The sequence below is a fragment of the Pseudomonas sp. GL_117 genome (genome assembly GCF_057835125.1).
Genome location: NZ_CM174418.1, coordinates 5,755,408 through 5,774,941 on the forward strand (window position 1 = coordinate 5,755,408; position 19,534 = coordinate 5,774,941).

Here is a 19,534-nt window from a genome sequence, read left to right on the forward strand (position 1 = left end):
TGTTCATTTAAACCGGAAGGCGCCAGGTCTTGGCCATTTCCACGGTGGTTGAGCTAAAGGGTTTGCCCCAGGGTTTGTTACGCGCCTGATAGTTGTTAATGATGTTATCCAGCACCTGGTTCACTTCGGCTGGCGTCGTCGCACGCTCCAGATCACGCACGGCGTCGCGCAACAGCGTCGCGTTGGCATCCGACTGACCGTAGCGGAACAAGGATGGGTAAATCACTTCGCGCACCAGGTTATCGGCCGCCGCAGCCACATCGCGCCGCTTCATCTCAGCCATGCCACTTCGCAGCACCTTGGACATATGCCCGTGTGTCGATTGCAGCAATTGCTGGAAGTTGGCGTTGCCCGGGGCATTGAGTTGCGTCGCCAGCCAGTCCAGCGACTCCGGCCGATCAGCCAGGCCGTCCAGGTTGCGCAAGGCACTGCCCAGCGCTGCGCTCAGTTCCAGCCGATCACCCTGATTGGACGCGCTGATGGCACTGTCCAGAGCCGCTAACACCTGGCGCGCCTCATGCCGAAAACGCAGCACCGGCTTGCAGGCTTCGTCCTTGGCGAGATCCGGTGCGGCACTGGCCAGCGTTTCGTCGTCCAGGGCCAGAATGGCGCTGTGGACGGAGTCAAACATGTACTGCTCACGTACGTTTTCGCGCTTGTCCAAGTGCTCGCTCACCGCATCAAAGGCGCGCTTTTGCAGATGATTTTTTACATCCTGCGACATGCTGAAGTTGAGTGTGCCCTTGAGCGCGCTGCGGAAATCGCCCAATTCGGTATTGAAAGGCAGGCTCACCGTCTGATCGGCAAAGGGCTTCAACCGAGCGTGCATCAGTTCGCCGTTGGCGGTGTGTGCGGTTCCCGTGACGGCGTCCGCGACCGCATCCATCAGGCCCGCACCCGGCTTGGGCACCGTGACGTCGTCCAATCGCAGGATCAACCGCTCGACATCGGTCACTGTGTTGCCGTGGGGCTGGCGCTGATACAGGTCCGCCACCGGCGTGTTGAGCAATACGCCGCCGTCCTGGAAAGCCGTTTTTTCACCTTGCTCCTGGAAGCCATGCCCCCGCTCTTGCGGTGACTTGAACAGGATCGGCAGGGCTGCGGAAATGTGCGCGGCGCGGGCAATGTCCATATCCGGCGTAAGGCTGGCGTTGAACACGACAAGTTGCGGTCTGCCGGCAAACATCGCCGTGCCGGTGATATTGAGCGGCTTGATTGCAGGAATCTGCCGGCTCAAGGCCTCCAGGTCGGCAAACGTAGTGGCCCCGCCGGCACTGAGCCGGTCGGCGATGGCCATGGTGCTGGTCGAACGCGCATCCCTGGGCAGCTCGGCGATTCGTTCCAGCACCGCCTGGCGCGACTCGTCACGGATCAAGCGTTCCAGGGGCTGCGCGTTGGATTGCAGGCGTGGCAGCAGCGTGTAGAGCGCTTGCAGGACATCGCCTACAGGCGCCGGTAAGCGACCCACCATCCGTCCCACGTCGGTGTAGGCATTCTGCAACGCCCGGACCCAGGTCTTGTCGCTATTGAGCAGCGTCGGAAGCTCCAAGTTGTCCGACAGCAGGTCAAACCGCTCGGCCCCCATGCCACTGGCCAGTAGCGCGCCGTAAATCGCCCCGGCCGACGAGCCGGAAACCGTCTGAATGTCACGCAGAGCGTTCCTCTCCTCCAGAGCCTGCACCACTCCGGAATAGGCAACGCCCTTGGCCCCACCGCCGCTGGCCACCAACTGCGTCGCGGGCGGCCGCGACAGCAGCACTTCTACCTGGCCATTTCGATACCGGTTGAGGGTCAAGGCACGCTTGCCACTGTTCGCCACCAATACGGTTTTGTCAGCGGCAGTCTCGGATTGAGGTGCGGGGTAGGATACAAGCAGGGGAGTAGGTGAGACTTTCATGGTGGCGCTCTCTGCAGGATGTAATCCTGAGTAACGCGAGCGCCGATGAAAGATCCCTCTCGTGGCATCTGGAAATATTTATCCCGAGCAGCCCCCTACTTGCTGATGCTTTCGTCCTGAAACTGATCCTTCACGTACTTGATCTCGGTACGCCCGTGTGGCGCCGGCAAGCCATCTTCGCCGAGGTTGACGAAGACCATTTTTTCCACGGTGAGGATGCTTTTGCGGGTGATCTTGTTACGCACTTCACAGGTCAGGGTGATGGAGGTACGGCCGAACTCGGTGGCGGTGATGCCCAGTTCGATGATGTCGCCCTGGCGCGAGGCACTGACGAAGTTGATTTCGGAGATGTACTTGGTAACGACGCGCTGGTTGCCCAGTTGGACAATCGCGTATATCGCCGCTTCTTCGTCGATCCAGCGCAGCAGGCTGCCGCCGAACAGGGTGCCGTTGGGGTTGAGGTCTTCAGGTTTTACCCATTTGCGGGTGTGGAAGTTCATGGGGGCTCCGGGTTCGAGGGGGGGTAATCAATAAGGTTGCGCCCCCAGCTTCAAGTTTCAAGCGACAAGCTGCAAGTAAAAGCCGATTCGCTCTTAACTTGCCGCTTGTAGCTTGTCACTTGCCACTAGCCAGCCAAAGAAAGCTATAATCGCCGCCGATTTACAACGGCTAATGCCGTTTTCCCGCCACCTGTCCGAGGGGCGCTGCAGCAGGTTCAACCTGTCAGGCTCGGATGGGGCGTTGTCCGGCCTGGTTCATCGGGCTTGATACTAAACGCACAACGGCGCCCATTCGCACACTACGAATGGAGGCTCTCTATGAGCGCTGTCAACACGCCTGCAGATTTCACCGACTACAAAGTCGCCGACATGTCCCTCGCTGCCTGGGGCCGTCGCGAAACCTTTATCGCCGAATCCGAAATGCCAGCCCTGATGGGTCTGCGCCGCAAATACGCCAGCGAGCAACCGCTCAAGGGCGCGAAGATTCTCGGCTGCATCCACATGACCATCCAGACTGCCGTGCTGATCGAAACCCTGGTTGCCCTGGGTGCCGAAGTGCGTTGGTCGTCCTGCAACATCTTCTCGACTCAAGACCAGGCCGCCGCCGCCATCGCTGCTGCCGGTATCCCGGTATTCGCCTGGAAAGGCGAGACCGAAGAAGAGTACGAGTGGTGCCTGGAGCAAACCATCCTGAAAGATGGCGCGCCTTGGGATGCCAACATGATCCTCGACGACGGCGGCGACCTGACCGAGCTGCTGCACAAGAAATACCCGGCCATCCTGGACCGCGTCCACGGCGTGACCGAAGAAACCACCACCGGCGTACACCGCCTGCTGGACATGCTGGCCAAGGGCGAGCTGAAAATCCCGGCCATCAACGTCAACGACTCGGTGACCAAGAGCAAGAACGACAACAAATACGGCTGCCGTCACAGCCTGAACGACGCCATCAAGCGCGGCACCGACCACCTGCTGTCGGGCAAGCAAGCCCTGGTGATCGGCTACGGTGACGTGGGCAAGGGTTCGTCCCAGTCCCTGCGTCAGGAAGGCATGATCGTCAAGGTTTCCGAAGTTGACCCGATCTGCGCCATGCAAGCCTGCATGGACGGCTTCGAAGTGGTTTCGCCGTTCATCGATGGCATCAATGACGGCACCGAAGCGAGCATCGACAAGGCCCTGCTGGGCAAGATCGACCTGATCGTGACCACCACCGGCAACGTCAATGTTTGCGACTCGAACATGCTCAAGGCCCTGAAGAAGCGCGCCGTGGTCTGCAACATCGGTCACTTCGACAACGAAATCGACACCGCTTTCATGCGCAAGAACTGGGCATGGGAAGAAGTGAAGCCGCAGGTGCACAAGGTTCACCGCACCGGCGCTGGCGATTTCGACCCGCAGAACGACGACTACCTGATCCTGCTGGCCGAAGGCCGCCTGGTTAACCTGGGCAACGCCACTGGCCACCCAAGCCGCATCATGGACGGCTCGTTCGCCAACCAGGTACTGGCGCAGATCTTCCTGTTCGAGCAGAAATACGCCGACCTGTCGCCAGCCCAGAAAGCCGAGCGTCTGACCGTGGAAGTACTGCCGAAGAAACTCGACGAAGAAGTGGCCCTGGAAATGGTCCGCGGCTTCGGCGGCGTCGTGACTCAACTGACCAAGACCCAGGCCGACTACATCGGCGTGACCGTTGAAGGTCCGTTCAAGCCGCACGCTTATCGGTACTAAGCAGCTGCAAGCTTTTAGCTACAAGCGGTAAGTAAAAGCGCTTGTGGTACAGGGCTTGTTACCTCATTGCTCTTTGAGCAGCTGAGAGATGTGAGCTTCAAGCAACAAGATCAGGCGCACCGCCGCTCTTGAAGCTTGAAGCTTGCAACTTGCAGCTGGAGACCTCCCCCATGTCCCAAGACCGTCGCTACAGCTTCGAGTTCTTCCCGACCAAGACCGATGCTGGGCATGAAAAACTGATGGCGACTGCCAAGCAGTTGGCCAGCTATAACCCCGACTTCTTCTCCTGCACCTACGGCGCCGGCGGTTCGACCCGTGATCGCACGATCAACACCGTGTTGCAGCTGGAAAGCGAAGTCAAAGTTCCTGCCGCTCCGCACTTGTCCTGCGTGGGCGACAGCAAGGCCGACCTGCGCGGCCTGCTGACCCAATACAAGCAAGCCGGCATCAAACGTATCGTTGCCCTGCGTGGCGACCTGCCATCCGGCATGGGTATCGCCAGCGGTGAGCTGCGCTACGCCAACGACCTGGTGAGTTTCATCCGTGAAGAAAGCGGCGATCACTTCCATATCGAAGTGGCGGCTTACCCGGAGATGCACCCCCAGGCACGCAATTTCGAAGATGACCTGCAGAACTTCGTACGCAAGGCCAACGCCGGCGCCAACAGTGCGATCACCCAGTACTTCTTCAACGCTGACAGCTACTTCTACTTCGTCGAGCGTGTACGGGCCATGGGTGTGAACATCCCGATCGTGCCGGGCATCATGCCGATCACCAACTACAGCAAGCTCGCACGCTTCTCCGACGCGTGCGGTGCCGAGATCCCACGCTGGGTGCGCAAACAACTGGAAGCCTACGGCGACGACGTCAAGAGCATCCAGGCGTTCGGCGAGCAGGTCATCAGCGAAATGTGTGAACGTTTGTTACAAGGTGGTGCACCCGGCCTGCACTTCTATACCCTCAACCAGGCTGACCCTAGCCTGGCGATCTGGAACAACCTCAAGCTGCCACGCTAAGGCCCGTTCGGTCGCACCCGGGCCCTCGTTGATACGGGGGCTTTTTTTGTTCATACCTCCCGGAATGGAAGCCTGCAGTACATGAATACAGCATCCCCGACTCCCCGCCCGCAGCTGGTTTATCTGGTATTCGGCGCCGAGACCTATCATCAGGAAGCGGTATTCAGCATCGCCAGTGCCCTGTCCCACCTGGGCGGCCCCCAGGACATGCCTCTGGACATCCAGGTATTCAGCGACAACCCCGAGCCCTATCGCGACCTGCCGGTGCACGTCCACACCCTGGACGACGCCACCCGCAAACGCTGGAGCGAGCCCCACGGCTACCATTTCCGCACCAAGCACGTGCTGTTGCGCCAGGTCCTGGAGACCGCGGAGCGCGCCCTGCTGATCGACACCGACACGTTTTTCCACGACTCGCCCATGGCCCTGTTCGAGCGCGTCGCCCCCGGCACCGTGCTGTGCAACGCATTCCACGCCAAGTACGGCGATAACCGCGAAAGCGTGCTGTACGAGGCCCTCGCCCAGCTCCTGGCCGACAAAGGCCTGGCCGATGACGACATGCCACTGCTCAACTCCGGCGTGATGGGCATGGCTCGCGAGGATGCGCACCTGCTGGACCGTTCCATCGAACTGATGGACGAACTGTTCCCCCTGGCCCAGGGCGCCTACACCCTGGAAGAGTTCTGCCTGTCGGTGGTCGCCTACCGCAGCGTCAACGTGCGCCAGTGCCCGGACCTGATCCACCACTACTGGAGCCGCAAGCAGCTGTTCCGGGCCAAGGTCAGGGCGTGGATCGCCAAGCACGGTGCCGCACCGACCTGCGCGCACGCCCTGGCCGACACTCGCCAGGTCTCCGCCCACCTGCCGCGCCCACCACGCCTGCAACGCCTGATGTACAAGCTGATCACCCTGGCCCTGCCCAAGCGCAAGCAGCAGTTCATCCGCGAAATCCTCTACGGCTGCTACGAGCACGAAAACGAGTTCGACCAGGCGTGCGGCCCGGTTTGGTGGGACAAGGCCCGGCAAAATCAGGCAGAGCGGCAGAAATCCCCCGTGGATGCTCATCAACTGGAGCGCTGGTTCGCCAATCCCCTGGTGCGCCTGATTCTGGGCGAGCGCCGTGCGGCGATCCATGCCCACCTGATGACCTCGGAGACAAAATAGCGCAGCCCGCAGATGCTTGTGCCAGAGCTTTTCTTTAGGGCCCGAGCGACGTAACCTCAGGGCATGCCCGTGATTCTGAAGCTTGCGACCGCTGCCCTTTTGACTTGCTTGAGCCTGGCGGCTTACGGCGAGAAATTGCGCATTGTCACCGAGCCCTGGGCGCCCTACGTCTACGACGACCAGGGCACCATGCGCGGGCTGGACTACGAAACCACGGTGATAGTATTCCAGCGCCTTGGGGTCGACGTGGAGTGGCAGTTCCTGCCCTGGAAGCGCTGCCTGGCGATGCTCGAACAAGGCCATGCCGACGGCGCGCTGGATATTTTCCACAGCCACGAGCGCGACACCCTACTGCTTTACCCCAGCGAGCCGCTGTCGGAAGTCCAGTTCGTGCTGTACTACGCCAACGACCGCCCCCACCCTGCCGACACCCTTGACGACCTGCGCGGCCTGACCGTCGGCACCTCGCCGGGCTACCTCTACGGCGATGCCTTCAGCGGTTCCAGCTTGTTCAACCGCGAACCGGCGCCCAGCCACGAAGCCAACTTCGGCAAATTGCTGCTGGGCCGCATTGATCTGGTGATCACCGACCGCCGCGTCGGCCAGCATGTGATCAAGGCCCTGGGCCTGGAGGGCAAAGTCAGCCAGGCGCCAGTGGTGGTCAGCCGCCAACAGCAATTTCTGGCCGTACGCCGGGGCGCGGGCATGGACCTGCTGGTGCAGCGCTTTGCCGCCGAACTCAAGCGTTTCAAGCAGGAACCCGCGTACATCGCTCTGAGCGCCCAATACGGTGGATTTCAAGCCAGTACGGCCTTGGAACACGCCGTTGAGCAGCAGGAAAGCAGCGCGCCGTGATTGCTCTGTTATACTCCGGCCTTTCCGCCAGGCTTACGCCCGGCCGCTGAGGTCTTGAAAAAGGCACCCAACCCCGCTACAGCGCAGCTTTCAGCCCCGCGCGAGCCGGTGGAGTGCCCGCCAGACGCAGCAGGACCGGACGGGATTGCGCTCCCCTAAGCGCCATTCACGCCCGGCAAGATTATCCCTTTGGGCCAAGCCCTAACTAGAACAGGATTACTCATGTCCTTTGCTTCCCTCGGTCTCTCCGAGGCTTTAGTCCGCGCCATCGAGGCAGCGGGCTATACCGAGCCTACTCCGGTGCAACAGCGGGCCATTCCCGCCGTGTTGCAAGGTCGCGACCTGATGGTTGCGGCTCAGACAGGTACTGGTAAAACCGGCGGCTTCGCCCTCCCGATCCTGGAGCGGTTGTTCCCCAACGGTCACCCGGACAAATCCCAGCGTCACGGCCCGCGCCAACCCCGCGTACTGGTCCTGACCCCAACCCGCGAACTCGCCGCCCAAGTGCACGACAGCTTCAAGCTGTATGCCCGCGACCTGAAGTTCGTCAGCGCCTGCATCTTCGGCGGCGTCGGCATGAACCCACAGGTTCAGGCCATGTCCCGTGGTGTGGACGTGCTGGTCGCCTGCCCGGGTCGTTTGCTCGACCTGTGCGGCCAAGGCAGCGTCGACTTGTCCCACGTGGAAATCCTCGTACTGGACGAAGCCGACCGCATGCTCGACATGGGCTTTGTCCATGACGTGAAAAAAGTCCTCGCGCGCCTGCCGGCCAAACGCCAGAACCTGCTGTTCTCGGCCACGTTCTCCAACGACATCACCGCCCTGGCCGGCAAACTGCTGCACAACCCGGAACGCATCGAAGTCACGCCGCCGAACACCACGGTCGAGCGTATCGAGCAACGCGTGTTCCGCCTGGCCGCCAGCCACAAGCGTGCGCTGCTGGCGCACCTGATCACTGCCGGCGCGTGGGAACAGGTGCTGGTATTCACCCGCACCAAGCACGGCGCCAACCGCCTGGCCGAATACCTGGACAAGCACGGCCTCACCGCCGTCGCCATCCACGGCAACAAGAGCCAGAACGCACGTACCAAGGCCCTGGCCGACTTCAAGGCCGGCAGCGTGCGTATCCTGGTGGCGACCGATATTGCTGCCCGTGGCCTGGACATCGACCAGTTGCCACACGTGGTCAACTTCGAGCTGCCGAACGTCGACGAAGACTACGTGCACCGCATCGGCCGTACCGGCCGTGCCGGTCGTTCGGGTGAAGCCATCTCCCTGGTTGCACCGGACGAAGAAAAACTGCTGAAAAGCATCGAGCGCATGACCAAGCAGAAAATCGCCGACGGCGACCTGATGGGCTTCGATGCCAGCGCCGTAGAGGCCGAGAAGCCAGAAGTGCGCGAGCGTCCGGACGTGCGCAACCCACGCAACCCACGCGGTCCGAAGGGTGATGGCCCGAACGGCGGCGGAGGTGGCGGCGGTCGTCGCGACAAGGGCAAGGACAAGGGCGGCAAGGAAAAAGCGCCGACCAACGGCCGTGGCGAACGCCCGGCCCGCGAGCAGAAGCCCCGCGAAGGCACCCCGGCCCGCGAACAGCGCCAGCCGAGCCAGCCGCCACGCGCCGCTGCCGACCGCGCCCCGGACGAGTTCCTCGACGACGACGTGGACAACTTCGGTAACCGCGTTGACTACGTGCCCCAAGCCAAACCGGCCCAAGGCCGTGGCCGTCGTCCAGGTGCCCCGGCACAAGGCGCCGGTGCAGGTGCACCGCGCAATGGTCAACCGCAAGGCGGCCGCCAGAACGGCCCACGCAACAGCAGCGGCGGCACCACCGGTACGCCACCGGCCAAGCGCAGCGGCCCACGCAGTGGTGCACCCCGTGACGGCCAGGCGCGTCGCGAAGACTCGCGCAGCAACAACCGCCGCCCGTCCCGTGACGACCAGCCACGTTCGTCCGAACCAGCCGTGCAAAACCCGCGTGGCGGCCCGGCGCCGAAGATCATCCACAAGGAGTCGAAAGCGGATCGCTTCCCGACACCCGAGCAGTTGGATCAACTGCCAGGCCGTCCTCGTGGTGAGAAGCCAGCGCTGCTGACTCGCAACCGCTGAGTTTCAACGCGATATAAAAATGCCCCGCCTCTTTTGAGACGGGGCATTTTTTATGGGCTCGACGCCGATCAAACCTGGGCCAGGGTTTGTGTGGGAGCGGGCTTGCTCGCGAGAGCAGTCTGTCAGTTAAAGATGTGCCACCTGACCCGCCGCTTTCGCGGGCAAGCCCGCTCCCACAGTTGATTGGTGTTGCTGGGCTGTCAGCGCTCGGCTGGAGATCGCCCAGACACGGCCAGTCCTCTGAGCTTTAGCGAGGCTGCGAAGGCGGCGGCACTGCTGGTAGAGAGATTTCCCCTCAACCATAGAATCTCCCACAGGGGTCCCATTTCAGCTCAATGGTTGTATGGAACTCGCAGGCATAAAAAAACCGGGTCTTTCGACCCGGTTTTATGTGCGAGCAGAAATTACTTCTGCTTTACACCTTCCAGCGAGATGTCCAGGTCAACGGTCTGCGAAGAAGGACCTGGGCCTTTGATGCCGAAGTCGTTCAGATTGACCGTGGTTTTGGCGTTGAAGCCAGCACGTTCACCGCCCCATGGGTCCTTGCCTTCGCCGTTGAACGTGGCCTTGAAGGTCACTGGCTTGGTCACACCGTGGAAGGTCAGGTCGCCGGTCACGTCAGCAGTGTCTTTACCAGTCGGTTTAACCGCGGTGGAAACAAACTTGGCATCGGCGAACTTGGCAACGTCCAGGAAGTCTTTGCTGGCGATATGCTTGTCACGCTCAGCGTGGTTGGACCACAGGCTGGCGGTTTTCACATCGACGGCGATCTTGCTGGCTTCAGGCTTGGCGGCATCCCAGCTGAACGAACCATCCCAATCCTTGAAGGTACCGTGAATGTAGCTGTAGCCCAGGTGGCTGATTTTCCAATCGATGAAGGCATGCTGGCCTTCTTTGTCGATCCTGTAGTCAGCGGCCATCGCGGAACCGGCGGACAACAGCGCAGAACCAAGTGCCAGTGCGGCGAGAGTCTTTTTCAACATGCTTTCTATTCCTTGTGAGTCGAGGTTGAACATCAGGCTTTGCGCCCCAGCATTCGCATGAGGGTCGCATCACGGTCAATGAAGTGGTGTTTCAACGCAGCCACGCCATGCAAGCCGGCGAAGACCACCAACACCCAGGCCAGGTACAGGTGCACCAGGCCGGCGTTATCTGCCTGGTCCGGTAGCCCGGAAACCACGGCGGGAATGTCGAACAGGCCAAACACCGGGATCCCGACACCGTCTGCGGTGGAAATCAGGTAACCGGCAATCATCACGGCAAACAGCCCGAGATACAGGAACGCGTGGCCAAACGCGGCCCCCATGCGGGTCATGCGGCTGTAGCTGGCCAACGGTGGTGGCGGCGGGCTGACCAGGCGCCAGACGATACGCACCAGCATGATGGCGAACAGCGTGATGCCGATGCTCTTGTGCAGGTCCGGTGCGTCTTTGCGCCAGGCGCTGTAGTAGTCGAGGCCGACCATCCACAAACCCAGCGCAAACAAGCCAAACACCACCAGGGCCACGCCCCAGTGCAAAACCATGCTGACCCAGCCGTAGCGGGCCGGTGAATTGCGTAACTGCATGTACTTAATCCCGTAAGAGCTGCGCTCAAGACTAGCGATTTACCTATCGAATTAAAGCCGAAAATTTCGCTTTGAAATATCGAGAAATACGATCAAGAGACTATGCATAATAAATTAACAAGGGATTAAGACTATTCCTAAGAAACGTGACAGACCGTCCTGCGTTTACCGCGAATTAATTCTTATAGGGTTGTGACACGGCCGCCCATTGCATAGGCTTGCGCGATTGTTGCTTGAGGAGATGCAAGATGGGCTTGAATAACCAGTGGATGCAACGCGACCTCGCCGTGCTGTGGCATCCCTGCACCCAGATGAAAGACCATCAGCAACTACCGCTGATCCCGATCAAGCGCGGCGAAGGCGTGTGGCTGGAAGACTTCGAAGGCAAGCGCTACCTCGACGCCGTCAGTTCCTGGTGGGTCAACGTGTTTGGCCACGCCAACCCGCGCATCAACCAGCGCATCAAGGACCAGGTCGACCAGCTGGAACACGTGATCCTCGCCGGTTTCAGCCACCAGCCGGTGATCGAGTTGTCCGAGCGCCTGGTCAAGATGACACCCGCAGGCCTGACCCGGTGTTTCTACGCCGATAACGGTTCATCGTGCATCGAAGTCGCGCTGAAAATGAGCTTTCACTACTGGCTCAACCGCGGCCAGCCCGACAAGAAGCGCTTCGTCACCCTGACCAACAGCTACCACGGCGAAACCATCGCCGCGATGTCGGTGGGCGACGTGCCGCTGTTTACCGAGACCTACAAGGCGCTGCTGCTCGACACCCTCAAGGTGCCCAGCCCGGATTGCTACCTGCGCCCCGAAGGCATGAGCTGGGAAGAGCACTCGCGCAACATGTTCCTGGTCATGGAACAGACCCTGGCGGAAAACCACGCCACCGTCGCCGCCGTCATCGTCGAGCCGCTGATCCAGGGCGCTGGCGGCATGCGCATGTACCACCCGGTGTACCTCAAGCTGCTGCGCGAAGCCTGCGACCGCTATGGCGTACACCTGATCCACGATGAAATCGCCGTGGGCTTCGGCCGCACCGGCAGCATGTTCGCTTGCGAACAGGCCGGCATCCGCCCGGACTTCCTGTGCCTGTCCAAGGCCCTCACCGGCGGTTACCTGCCGCTGGCTGCCGTGCTCACCACCGATGACGTGTACAACGCCTTCTACGACGACTACTCGACCCTGCGCGCCTTCCTGCATTCCCACAGCTACACCGGCAACCCGCTGGCGTGCGCGGCGGCGTTGGCGACGCTGGATATTTTCGAAACAGACAACGTCATCGAAAACAACAAGGCCCTGGCCCAGCGCATGGCCAGCGCCACCGCGCATCTGGTCGACCACCCGCACGTCTCGGAAGTGCGCCAGACCGGCATGGTACTGGCCATCGAGATGGTTCAGGACAAGGCCACCAAGACCGCCTACCCGTGGCAGGAACGCCGAGGCCTCAAGGTGTTCGAACACGCCCTGGAACGCGGCGCACTGTTGCGGCCGTTGGGCAGCGTGGTGTACTTCCTGCCGCCGTATGTGATCACGCCGGAGCAGATCGACTTCCTCGCCGAAGTGGCCAGTGAAGGCATCGACATCGCCACCAACAGCAGCGTCAGCGTCGCGGTGCCACAGGACTTCCACCCGGGCTTTCGCGATCCGGGTTGATTCCCCACCTTTTTAGGCACCCTCGCCACCGTTATCTTGCTCCTGCACAGAATTTTCCAGAGAACAGAAATGAGATTGTCCCGCTTTTTCACCGACACCCCGCTGAGCCTCGGCGACGTAGAACTGCCCGAGGCCCAGGCGCATTACATCAGCCGCGTGTTGCGCATGGTCGAAGGCGACGCCGTGCAATTGTTCGACGGCTCCGGCCAGGAATTCCTCGGCAGCTTGCTGGAAGTCGGCAAGAAGCGCGTCACCGTGCAACTGAGCGAAAGCTTCGCGGGCCAGGCCGAATCCCCGCTGCACATCCACCTCGGCCAGGGCCTGTCCCGGGGCGAGCGGATGGATTGGGCGATCCAGAAAGCCACCGAGCTTGGGGTCAACGCGATCACGCCGATTTTCAGCGAACGCTGCGAAGTGCGCCTCAAGGACGAACGCGCCGACAAGCGCCTGCTGCACTGGCGCCAGGTGGCGATCAGCGCGTGCGAGCAATGCGGGCGTTCGACGGTGCCGGTGATTCACCCGCCGCTGCTGCTGGCCGATTGGTTGAAGCAAACCGCGGCGGACCTGAAGCTGGTGCTGCACCCGGTGGCTGAACCGATGATCAGCCATGCCAAGCCGTCGAGCCTGGCGTTTTTGATCGGGCCGGAAGGTGGGCTGACCGACAATGAAGTCGAAACAGCCCAAGCCGCCGGCTACCACGCCGCCCGCCTTGGGCCGCGGGTGTTGCGTACCGAAACTGCGCCAGTGGTGGCATTGGCTGTCGCTCAACAGCTATGGGGTGATTTCTAACCCTCTGCCTTTGCAAACCCAATCAAAAATGTGGGAGCGGGCTTGCTCGCGAATGCGGTGAGTCAGTCAGCTTAACCGTGGCTGACACACCGCATTCGCGAGCAAGCCCGCTCCCACATTTGGATTGGATTGCCAGGCAACTACTCCACCGGGTCGCTGACCGGCTTGGCAATGATCGCCTTCAGCTCGCTGGTCATCGGGAACTCAAGGTTCAAGCCCTTGGGCGGAATCGGCTGTTCAAACCAGCGCTGGTAAATCCCGTTGATTTCCCCGCTGCGGTACAGGTCACCGAGGGTCTCGTTGACCACCGCCAGAAACTGCGGGTCATCCTTGCGCACCATGCAGCTGTAGATCTCCCGCGACTGCTCCTCGCCTACCACCACCCAGTTATGCGGGTCCCGGGCCTTGGCACGTTCGCCGTAAAGCAACGCATCATCCATGTAGAACGCCGCCGCGCGGCCGGTCTCCAGCATCTTGAACGCTTCGCCATGGTCCTTGGCGCTGATCACAAACATATTGGCCTTGTGCTCGGCGTTGTAGCTCTTGAGAAAGCGCTCGTTGGTGGTACCCGCAGTGGTCACCACGTTCTTGCCGGAAAGGTCAGCGAAGCCTTTGATGCCGCTGTCCTTGGCGGTCAGCAACTGGCCCTTCACATAGATAAACCCGTAGGAAAACGCCACCTGTTTCTGCCGCTCGGCGGTCACCCCGGTGGAACCGCATTCCAGGTCGACGGTGCCGTTCTGCACCAGCGGGATACGGGTTTGCGATGTCACCAGGTTGTACTTCACATTCAGGTTGGCCACCCCGGTTTTCTGCTGGATGCGCTCGACGATCTTGCTCGCCAGCTCCACCGAATAGCCCATGGGTTTGCCACTGTGATCCCCCACGTAGGAAAAGGGCACCGACGCATCGCGATAACCCAGGGTGATTGACTTGGCGCTGGCGATCTTGGCCAGTGTGCCGTCCAGCGGGGCCGGGCTCGCTTGGGCCTGTGCGGCCAATAACAGCCCGAGGGTGCAGCCGGTCAACAGGATCTTTTTCATTGTTATTCTCCGTTGGTCTTTGAGTTATTTACGTACAGCAATCACGCTGATTTCCACCAGCACACTGGGTCGAGCCAGTTCCGCTTGCAGGGTGGTGCGGGTCGGCGCCATGCCTGGCGAAAGCCACGCAGACCACTGCGCGTTCATCGGTGCAAAACCGCTGCTGATGTCTTTCAGATAAATCGTTGCATTGAGCAGATGATCCTTGTCGCTGCCGGCCTGGGCCAACAGCCCATCGATCTTGGCGAGGACTTCGCGGGTTTGCGTCGCCACGTCCTCACCGTCGCCTGGCACCTGGCCGGAGAGGAACACCAAGTCCTTGAACGTCACGGCGCCGCTCAGGCGTTCATTGCTGCTGATTCGGTTGATGGTCATGGGGGCATCCTTATGCCGCGCGGGGCGCCAGGCCCTGCATATCAATGGAAGTGACCTGTTGGTCGATGAGTTCGGCAAGCAGTTGGCCGCTGCCACAGGCCAGGGTAAAACCCAGCGCGCCGTGGCCCAGGTTCAGCCACAGGTTGCGATATTGACCGGCGCCAATCAGCGGCACGCCGGTCGGGGTGGCCGGACGCATGCCGGCCCATTCCACCGCATGGGCATAGTCGCCAGCCAGGGGAAAAGTCTCCAGGGCCTGGCGTTTCATCAGCGCCAGGCGTTTGGGGTCGAGGCTCGCATCGAAACCGACGATGTCCACCATCGCCGCCACCCGCAGTTGCTCGCCGATGCGCGCGTAGACGATCTTGCGGTCGTAGTCGGTGATGCTCACGTTCGGCGCCCGATGCTGCGCGCCAATCGGCACGCTGAGGCTGTAGCCCTTGAGCGGGTACAGCGCCAGCGAGGCCCCCAGTTCAGCGCTGCGATAACCGGCGGCCAGCACCAGGTTTTCGACCGGCATCACCTCATCGCCCAACTCGATTGCCTGCACCGCGCCGTCGGCATGACGAATGCCAGTGACCTTGCGCCCCAGCACAAAGCGGCAACGCCCCGACGCTTGCAGCCGCGCCGCCAAACGCTGGCAGAAGGCATGACAATCGGCCACTTCTTCGTTCGGTGTGTAGATCCCGCCGACAAAACCACCGCCCTCCAGCGCCGGTTCCAAGCGTGCACAATCGGCGGCGGATAGCACTTGCTGTTGCAGGATGTCGGTGATTTTATTGCGTGCCGATTCAAAACTTGCCGCAGTGCGAAAGGTCACCAGCTTGCCGTTGCGCCGCCAGTCGAAACCGTCCAGGCGATCATCCTCGCGCCATTGCTGCAACGTCGCTTGGCTCAAGGCCGCCAGGCGCAGCAGGTGCGCGGCATTGCGCTGGTTCACCGAGCCACGGCAAGCGCCGAGGAACGCCGCCATCCAGCGCCACTGCCGAGGGTCGAGGCGCGGGCGCAGCTTGAGCGGCGAGTCACCACGCAGCAACCAACCGATGGCTTGCAGTGGCACACCGGCATCCGCCAGCGGGGCGACGTAGCGGTAGGACAATTGCCCGCCGTTGGCGAAGCTGGTCTCGCTGCCCAGGGTGTCGCGCGCATCGATCACCGTCACTTCATGGCCCGCACGCACCAGCGCATAGGCACTGGCCAGACCGATCACCCCACCGCCGATGATGCACACCATCCCCGCCACCTGCCGTTGCATTAAGAGGGTTCCAGCCTAGGGGCAGGTGACAGGCCAGCGACAATGAATAAAGATGGTTCACCTATAAACAAAGGTTATGGACTTGCCATGCGCCTGCGTCATATCGAAATCTTCCAGGCTATCCGCCAGACCGGCTCCGTCAGCGCTGCCGCGCAGTTGTTGCACGTGTCACAACCGGCAGTGACCAAGGTGCTGCAGCACGCCGAGTTGCAGTTGGGTTTCCCGTTGTTTCTGCGGGTGCGCGGCAAGTTGCAGCCCACGCCGGAAGCGCTGGCGCTGGAGCGCGAAGTCGATAAAGTCACCGACAGCCTGCAAGCCGTGCGGCGCCTGGCCAAGAGCTTGCGCCGCGCGCCGGGCCAGAGCGTGCGCATCGGGGCGATCCCGGCGCTGGCCCTGTCGCTGCTGCCGCCGGCAATCCTGGAATGGACCCGCGATTACCCGGACATGGCCTGCGAGCTGTCCAGCGACCACAGCCGTGAGCTGGTGCAGAAACTGCTGATGCGCGAGATTGATCTGGCGCTGACCCTCAACTTCTCCGGGCACCCGGGGTTGACCACCCAAGTGCTGGCCAACGGTGTGCTGGTGGCGTTGGCGTCCAAAGGCTACTGGAGCGAAGCCGAACTGAGCACGCCATTGCCCTTGGCGGACCTGGCGGGTGCGCCGTTGATCGGCCTTTCCAGCGCCGATCCGCTGGCCGCCAAACTCGACAGCTACCTGGAAAACGTCGACCCCGCGCCCCGGGTGACAATCTCGGTGCAAACCTATTCCCTGGCCCGCGCCATGGTCGAATCCGGCGCTGGCCTGACGGTCATCGACCCCTTCACCGCCCTCGGCGCCTCGACCGCCACCACCTGCATCCGCCCGCTCACACCACCGTTGCCGATCACCTTGTACGCCCTGACCCGCGCAGATGAGCCGCCGCCGCATATGTTGGCCAAGTTGTTGGGGATTGTTGGGCAGCGTGCCTGGGAACTGCTGCAACGTCTGTAGGAACACAGAAGATCCAATGTGGGAGGGGCAAGCCCTACTCCATATGTTTATCTCAGTTAAAGCACTTACTTAATGCATGAATTGGAATCTGAGTATCGATTGCAGAAACAGCTCAGAGGACTGTTTTTAAGACCAAGAGATAGGAATCGGATTACATCCGCACGATATAACGGCTTAAAAAGTCTTGAAATTTCGAAAATAGAGCTTTGCTGTAACGAGTCAGCCGTTAATCCATAATTGCAAAAAAATAAACAAGCACACCACAAACGATTCGATTGGCTCCATGACCTCTTCATCCTACATACTCGTAGGAACCATCCTTCAAAGCGGGACCTTTCTTACAAGCAAACAGTAATCTTAGGAAATTTCTGAAATTTCATTTTTTATTTGACTTAAAGAATCTCTGGGACTTTTATATAAGAGCAGCCACGATTCTTGCTGGCATGCAAGACACTTAATCCGACTGCAAATACGCAAATACGCTGAAACCAAAAACAAAAAATGTTTTTGGTAGAGTTCATGCCCCGTCGATCTTTTATAAAAATCTAGTACTTGAACCCGGCAAAACTTTCAGGGGCAGCCTATGAAAAGCGCCACCAATATTGTCTCCCGCTCAGACGCACTACATGGTGGCATCGCGATGGGTGTAACGATACTAGAACTGGCTCTGATAGCAACCAACCCTAAGCTTGGGAGTTTTTCCTTAGAGTTCTCGCTCATTACACAGCTGCTAATTTCTCTGGTTATTGAGTTTTACGTTGGGCATTCGTTTGCAAACCGTTTTGGCACGGCATACACAACAATTTACGGTTTCATATTCAAGTTTACATGCGCTATTTTTTTAACCACCGGATTTTATTTAGCACTACTCGACTACTGGCATATTAGTTGGTGTTTGATACTTATTTCATTCACCTTCGACTCAATAGGCACTGGCTGCCTACGATCATCTTTCAGGCCGGCCTACAATGACCTCCACCTTCACCTTACTGGACATAGCGCAGATTACGTGGGTGCTTTTAAAAAATACCTGCACATACGCATAGGGACTCCATTAACTTTATTACTAATAGCATCGCTCATGATGAGTAGCGGATACTACCTGTACGCCATGCTAGTGACGATGTTGCCAATATTACTATGCCGAGTCATTCAGACTTACGTCTCCTACCATGATCTCAAGCCAGTCCTCACTAAAAAGAACAGCTCAAAGCACCGAACCCGCCTTTATTATATTCAGCACTTTGCAGTCATCTCTAAATACCCTAGCCAGTTTTTGGGATACGTAGCAGGCAATACTTTTGAGATGTTGATCCTCATGTACGCAATTGGCTTATTATATCGACACAAACCCTCGACAGACATACCTGAAGGTTTATCTTGGCTAGGAAGCTCACTAACAGCCTTTGTAGTTTTTTTGGCGTCTACGGTTCTCGGAGTCGTCGGACTATCACAGCCCACACTGAAAAAATCCGGCTCAACATTTTCATTTTTTTGCTTTTTCATAACCGTTGCCATATCCCTGCCAACGGCCATTGACAACACGAACACTTCATACTTCCTGATTCTTTCCGCCTTCTGTTTTTTTGGGGCTGGGATTGGAATCATAATGACCAGAGTCACATCAAATGAAGTTCTAGATCGTGCATGTAGGCAGGAAATATTCTCTTTCTTTCTAATCACCGAACTCGTAACGACAATTGCGGTTATATTTACAGTTATGGTAAGCAGCCTTTTCTTTTCTCCAGAGAAAATAATGAATGGGCTAAGCTATGGTTTAATAATGCTCATGGGAGCTTACTGCTTTTCTACTACTTACAAACAGCTGAAAGAAAAGTAAATTTTCAATGTAAACCAGCGTCAGCCAACCTATTTGTCACTGGCCCAACTCCATCGGGGTGGGGCGGTGCGACAAGCACCCTCCCACTTTTTGATCGAGTCGTCTGTCAGAGTACGTAGCGCATGATCGCCACAAAGTGCAGCAAACTCCCGCCAATCACAAACAAATGCCAGATCCCATGGGAATGCCGCAGGCGGTCCTCCAGGGCAAAGAAGATGATGCCGACGGTGTACAACACCCCGCCCGCCGCCAGCCAGGTAAAACCCGCCGTGCCCAGCGCAGCGATCAGCGGCTTGACTGCCACCAACACGATCCAGCCCATCACCGCATAGATCACGATCGACAAGATCCGCGCCTCGGAACGGGGCTTGATCTCTTGCAGGATGCCGATCACCGCCAACCCCCACACGATGCCGAACAGCGTCCAGCCCCACGGGCCCCTTAACGACACCAGGCAAAACGGCGTGTAGCTGCCGGCGATCAACAGGTAGATCGAAAAGTGATCGACCTTCTGCATGATCTCCTTACGTCGCCCGCGCACGCTGTGGTACACGGTCGACGCGCTGTACAACACCAGCAGCGTGACGCCATAGATCGCCACGCTGACGATCTTCCAGGGGCTGCCATCCAGGCTCGCCACCACCAACATCCACACCGCGCCGGCAAAAGCTGCCACGGCCCCGAGCAAGTGGCTCCAGGCGTTGAATCGTTCACCGTGATACATGCGCCACTGACCTCCGATTCACGTTAG

Annotated in this window: 17 protein-coding genes and 1 riboswitch; of the genes, 9 read left to right on the plus strand and 8 right to left on the minus strand. The window is 59.7% G+C overall.

Going from position 1 to position 19,534, the window contains the following annotated elements:
* Positions 1-7 precede the first annotated feature (7 nt).
* Positions 8-1,897, minus strand: a complete 1,890-nt coding sequence (locus tag AC3ISR_RS26350) for a patatin-like phospholipase family protein (protein ID WP_463983621.1) — start codon at positions 1,895-1,897, stop codon at positions 8-10.
* Between the two features lie 95 nt (positions 1,898-1,992).
* Positions 1,993-2,397 carry an acyl-CoA thioesterase gene (locus tag AC3ISR_RS26355; protein ID WP_192299930.1) on the minus strand — a complete coding sequence of 135 codons (405 nt, stop codon included), beginning with the start codon at positions 2,395-2,397 and terminating at the stop codon, positions 1,993-1,995.
* Between the two features lie 190 nt (positions 2,398-2,587).
* Positions 2,588-2,694: riboswitch (S-adenosyl-L-homocysteine riboswitch) on the plus strand.
* Positions 2,695-2,715: 21 nt separating this feature from the next.
* On the opposite strand from AC3ISR_RS26355, the gene ahcY reads away from it, so the two are divergent.
* The 5 genes from ahcY (at position 2,716) to rhlE2 (ending at position 9,269) form a co-directional block, all read left to right on the plus strand.
* A complete protein-coding gene (gene ahcY / locus AC3ISR_RS26360) occupies positions 2,716-4,125 on the plus strand; it encodes an adenosylhomocysteinase (protein WP_192299931.1) in 1,410 nt (469 codons plus the stop codon).
* Between the two features lie 170 nt (positions 4,126-4,295).
* A complete protein-coding gene (metF, locus tag AC3ISR_RS26365; protein WP_192299932.1) occupies positions 4,296-5,141 on the plus strand; it encodes a methylenetetrahydrofolate reductase [NAD(P)H] in 846 nt (281 codons plus the stop codon).
* Between the two features lie 81 nt (positions 5,142-5,222).
* On the plus strand, positions 5,223-6,305 hold the full coding sequence (locus AC3ISR_RS26370) for a hypothetical protein (protein WP_192299933.1): 1,083 nt from the start codon (positions 5,223-5,225) through the stop codon (positions 6,303-6,305).
* Between the two features lie 63 nt (positions 6,306-6,368).
* Complete coding sequence (locus tag AC3ISR_RS26375) at positions 6,369-7,160, plus strand: substrate-binding periplasmic protein (protein WP_489324508.1); 792 nt, start codon at positions 6,369-6,371, stop codon at positions 7,158-7,160.
* Between the two features lie 222 nt (positions 7,161-7,382).
* Positions 7,383-9,269, plus strand: coding sequence for an RNA helicase RhlE2 (gene rhlE2, locus AC3ISR_RS26380; RefSeq protein ID WP_489324509.1), 1,887 nt, complete (start codon positions 7,383-7,385; stop codon positions 9,267-9,269).
* A gap of 404 nt (positions 9,270-9,673) precedes the next feature.
* Here rhlE2 and AC3ISR_RS26385 read toward each other — a convergent pair whose 3' ends face one another.
* Entirely contained in the window at positions 9,674-10,252 is a 579-nt protein-coding gene (locus AC3ISR_RS26385; RefSeq protein ID WP_463983624.1) for a YceI family protein, read from the minus strand.
* A gap of 32 nt (positions 10,253-10,284) precedes the next feature.
* Entirely contained in the window at positions 10,285-10,836 is a 552-nt protein-coding gene (locus AC3ISR_RS26390; protein ID WP_192299937.1) for a cytochrome b, read from the minus strand.
* A 248-nt stretch (positions 10,837-11,084) separates the two neighbouring features.
* On the opposite strand from AC3ISR_RS26390, the gene AC3ISR_RS26395 reads away from it, so the two are divergent.
* Positions 11,085-12,491, plus strand: a complete 1,407-nt coding sequence (locus tag AC3ISR_RS26395) for an adenosylmethionine--8-amino-7-oxononanoate transaminase (RefSeq protein WP_192299938.1) — start codon at positions 11,085-11,087, stop codon at positions 12,489-12,491.
* Positions 12,492-12,560: 69 nt separating this feature from the next.
* Positions 12,561-13,280, plus strand: a complete 720-nt coding sequence (locus tag AC3ISR_RS26400; protein WP_034101241.1) for a 16S rRNA (uracil(1498)-N(3))-methyltransferase — start codon at positions 12,561-12,563, stop codon at positions 13,278-13,280.
* Between the two features lie 140 nt (positions 13,281-13,420).
* On the opposite strand, the gene AC3ISR_RS26405 is transcribed toward AC3ISR_RS26400, so the two are convergent.
* From AC3ISR_RS26405 to AC3ISR_RS26415, 3 genes are read right to left on the minus strand one after another with little or no spacing between them, the layout of a single operon-like run.
* On the minus strand, positions 13,421-14,323 hold the full coding sequence (locus AC3ISR_RS26405; RefSeq protein ID WP_463983625.1) for a transporter substrate-binding domain-containing protein: 903 nt from the start codon (positions 14,321-14,323) through the stop codon (positions 13,421-13,423).
* 24 nt (positions 14,324-14,347) lie between these two features.
* Complete coding sequence (locus AC3ISR_RS26410) at positions 14,348-14,698, minus strand: RidA family protein (RefSeq protein ID WP_192299940.1); 351 nt, start codon at positions 14,696-14,698, stop codon at positions 14,348-14,350.
* A 10-nt stretch (positions 14,699-14,708) separates the two neighbouring features.
* Entirely contained in the window at positions 14,709-15,941 is a 1,233-nt protein-coding gene (locus AC3ISR_RS26415; RefSeq protein WP_192299957.1) for a D-amino acid dehydrogenase, read from the minus strand.
* A gap of 99 nt (positions 15,942-16,040) precedes the next feature.
* Between AC3ISR_RS26415 and AC3ISR_RS26420 the strand changes: the two genes are divergently transcribed.
* Positions 16,041-16,943, plus strand: coding sequence for a LysR family transcriptional regulator (locus AC3ISR_RS26420; RefSeq protein WP_192299941.1), 903 nt, complete (start codon positions 16,041-16,043; stop codon positions 16,941-16,943).
* A gap of 583 nt (positions 16,944-17,526) precedes the next feature.
* Positions 17,527-18,783 carry a hypothetical protein gene (locus AC3ISR_RS26425; RefSeq protein WP_489324510.1) on the plus strand — a complete coding sequence of 419 codons (1,257 nt, stop codon included), beginning with the start codon at positions 17,527-17,529 and terminating at the stop codon, positions 18,781-18,783.
* A gap of 106 nt (positions 18,784-18,889) precedes the next feature.
* On the opposite strand, the gene trhA is transcribed toward AC3ISR_RS26425, so the two are convergent.
* Positions 18,890-19,507 (minus strand): PAQR family membrane homeostasis protein TrhA, encoded by a 618-nt coding sequence (gene trhA / locus AC3ISR_RS26430; RefSeq protein WP_192299945.1) that lies wholly within the window; start codon positions 19,505-19,507, stop codon positions 18,890-18,892.
* Positions 19,508-19,534 lie beyond the last annotated feature (27 nt).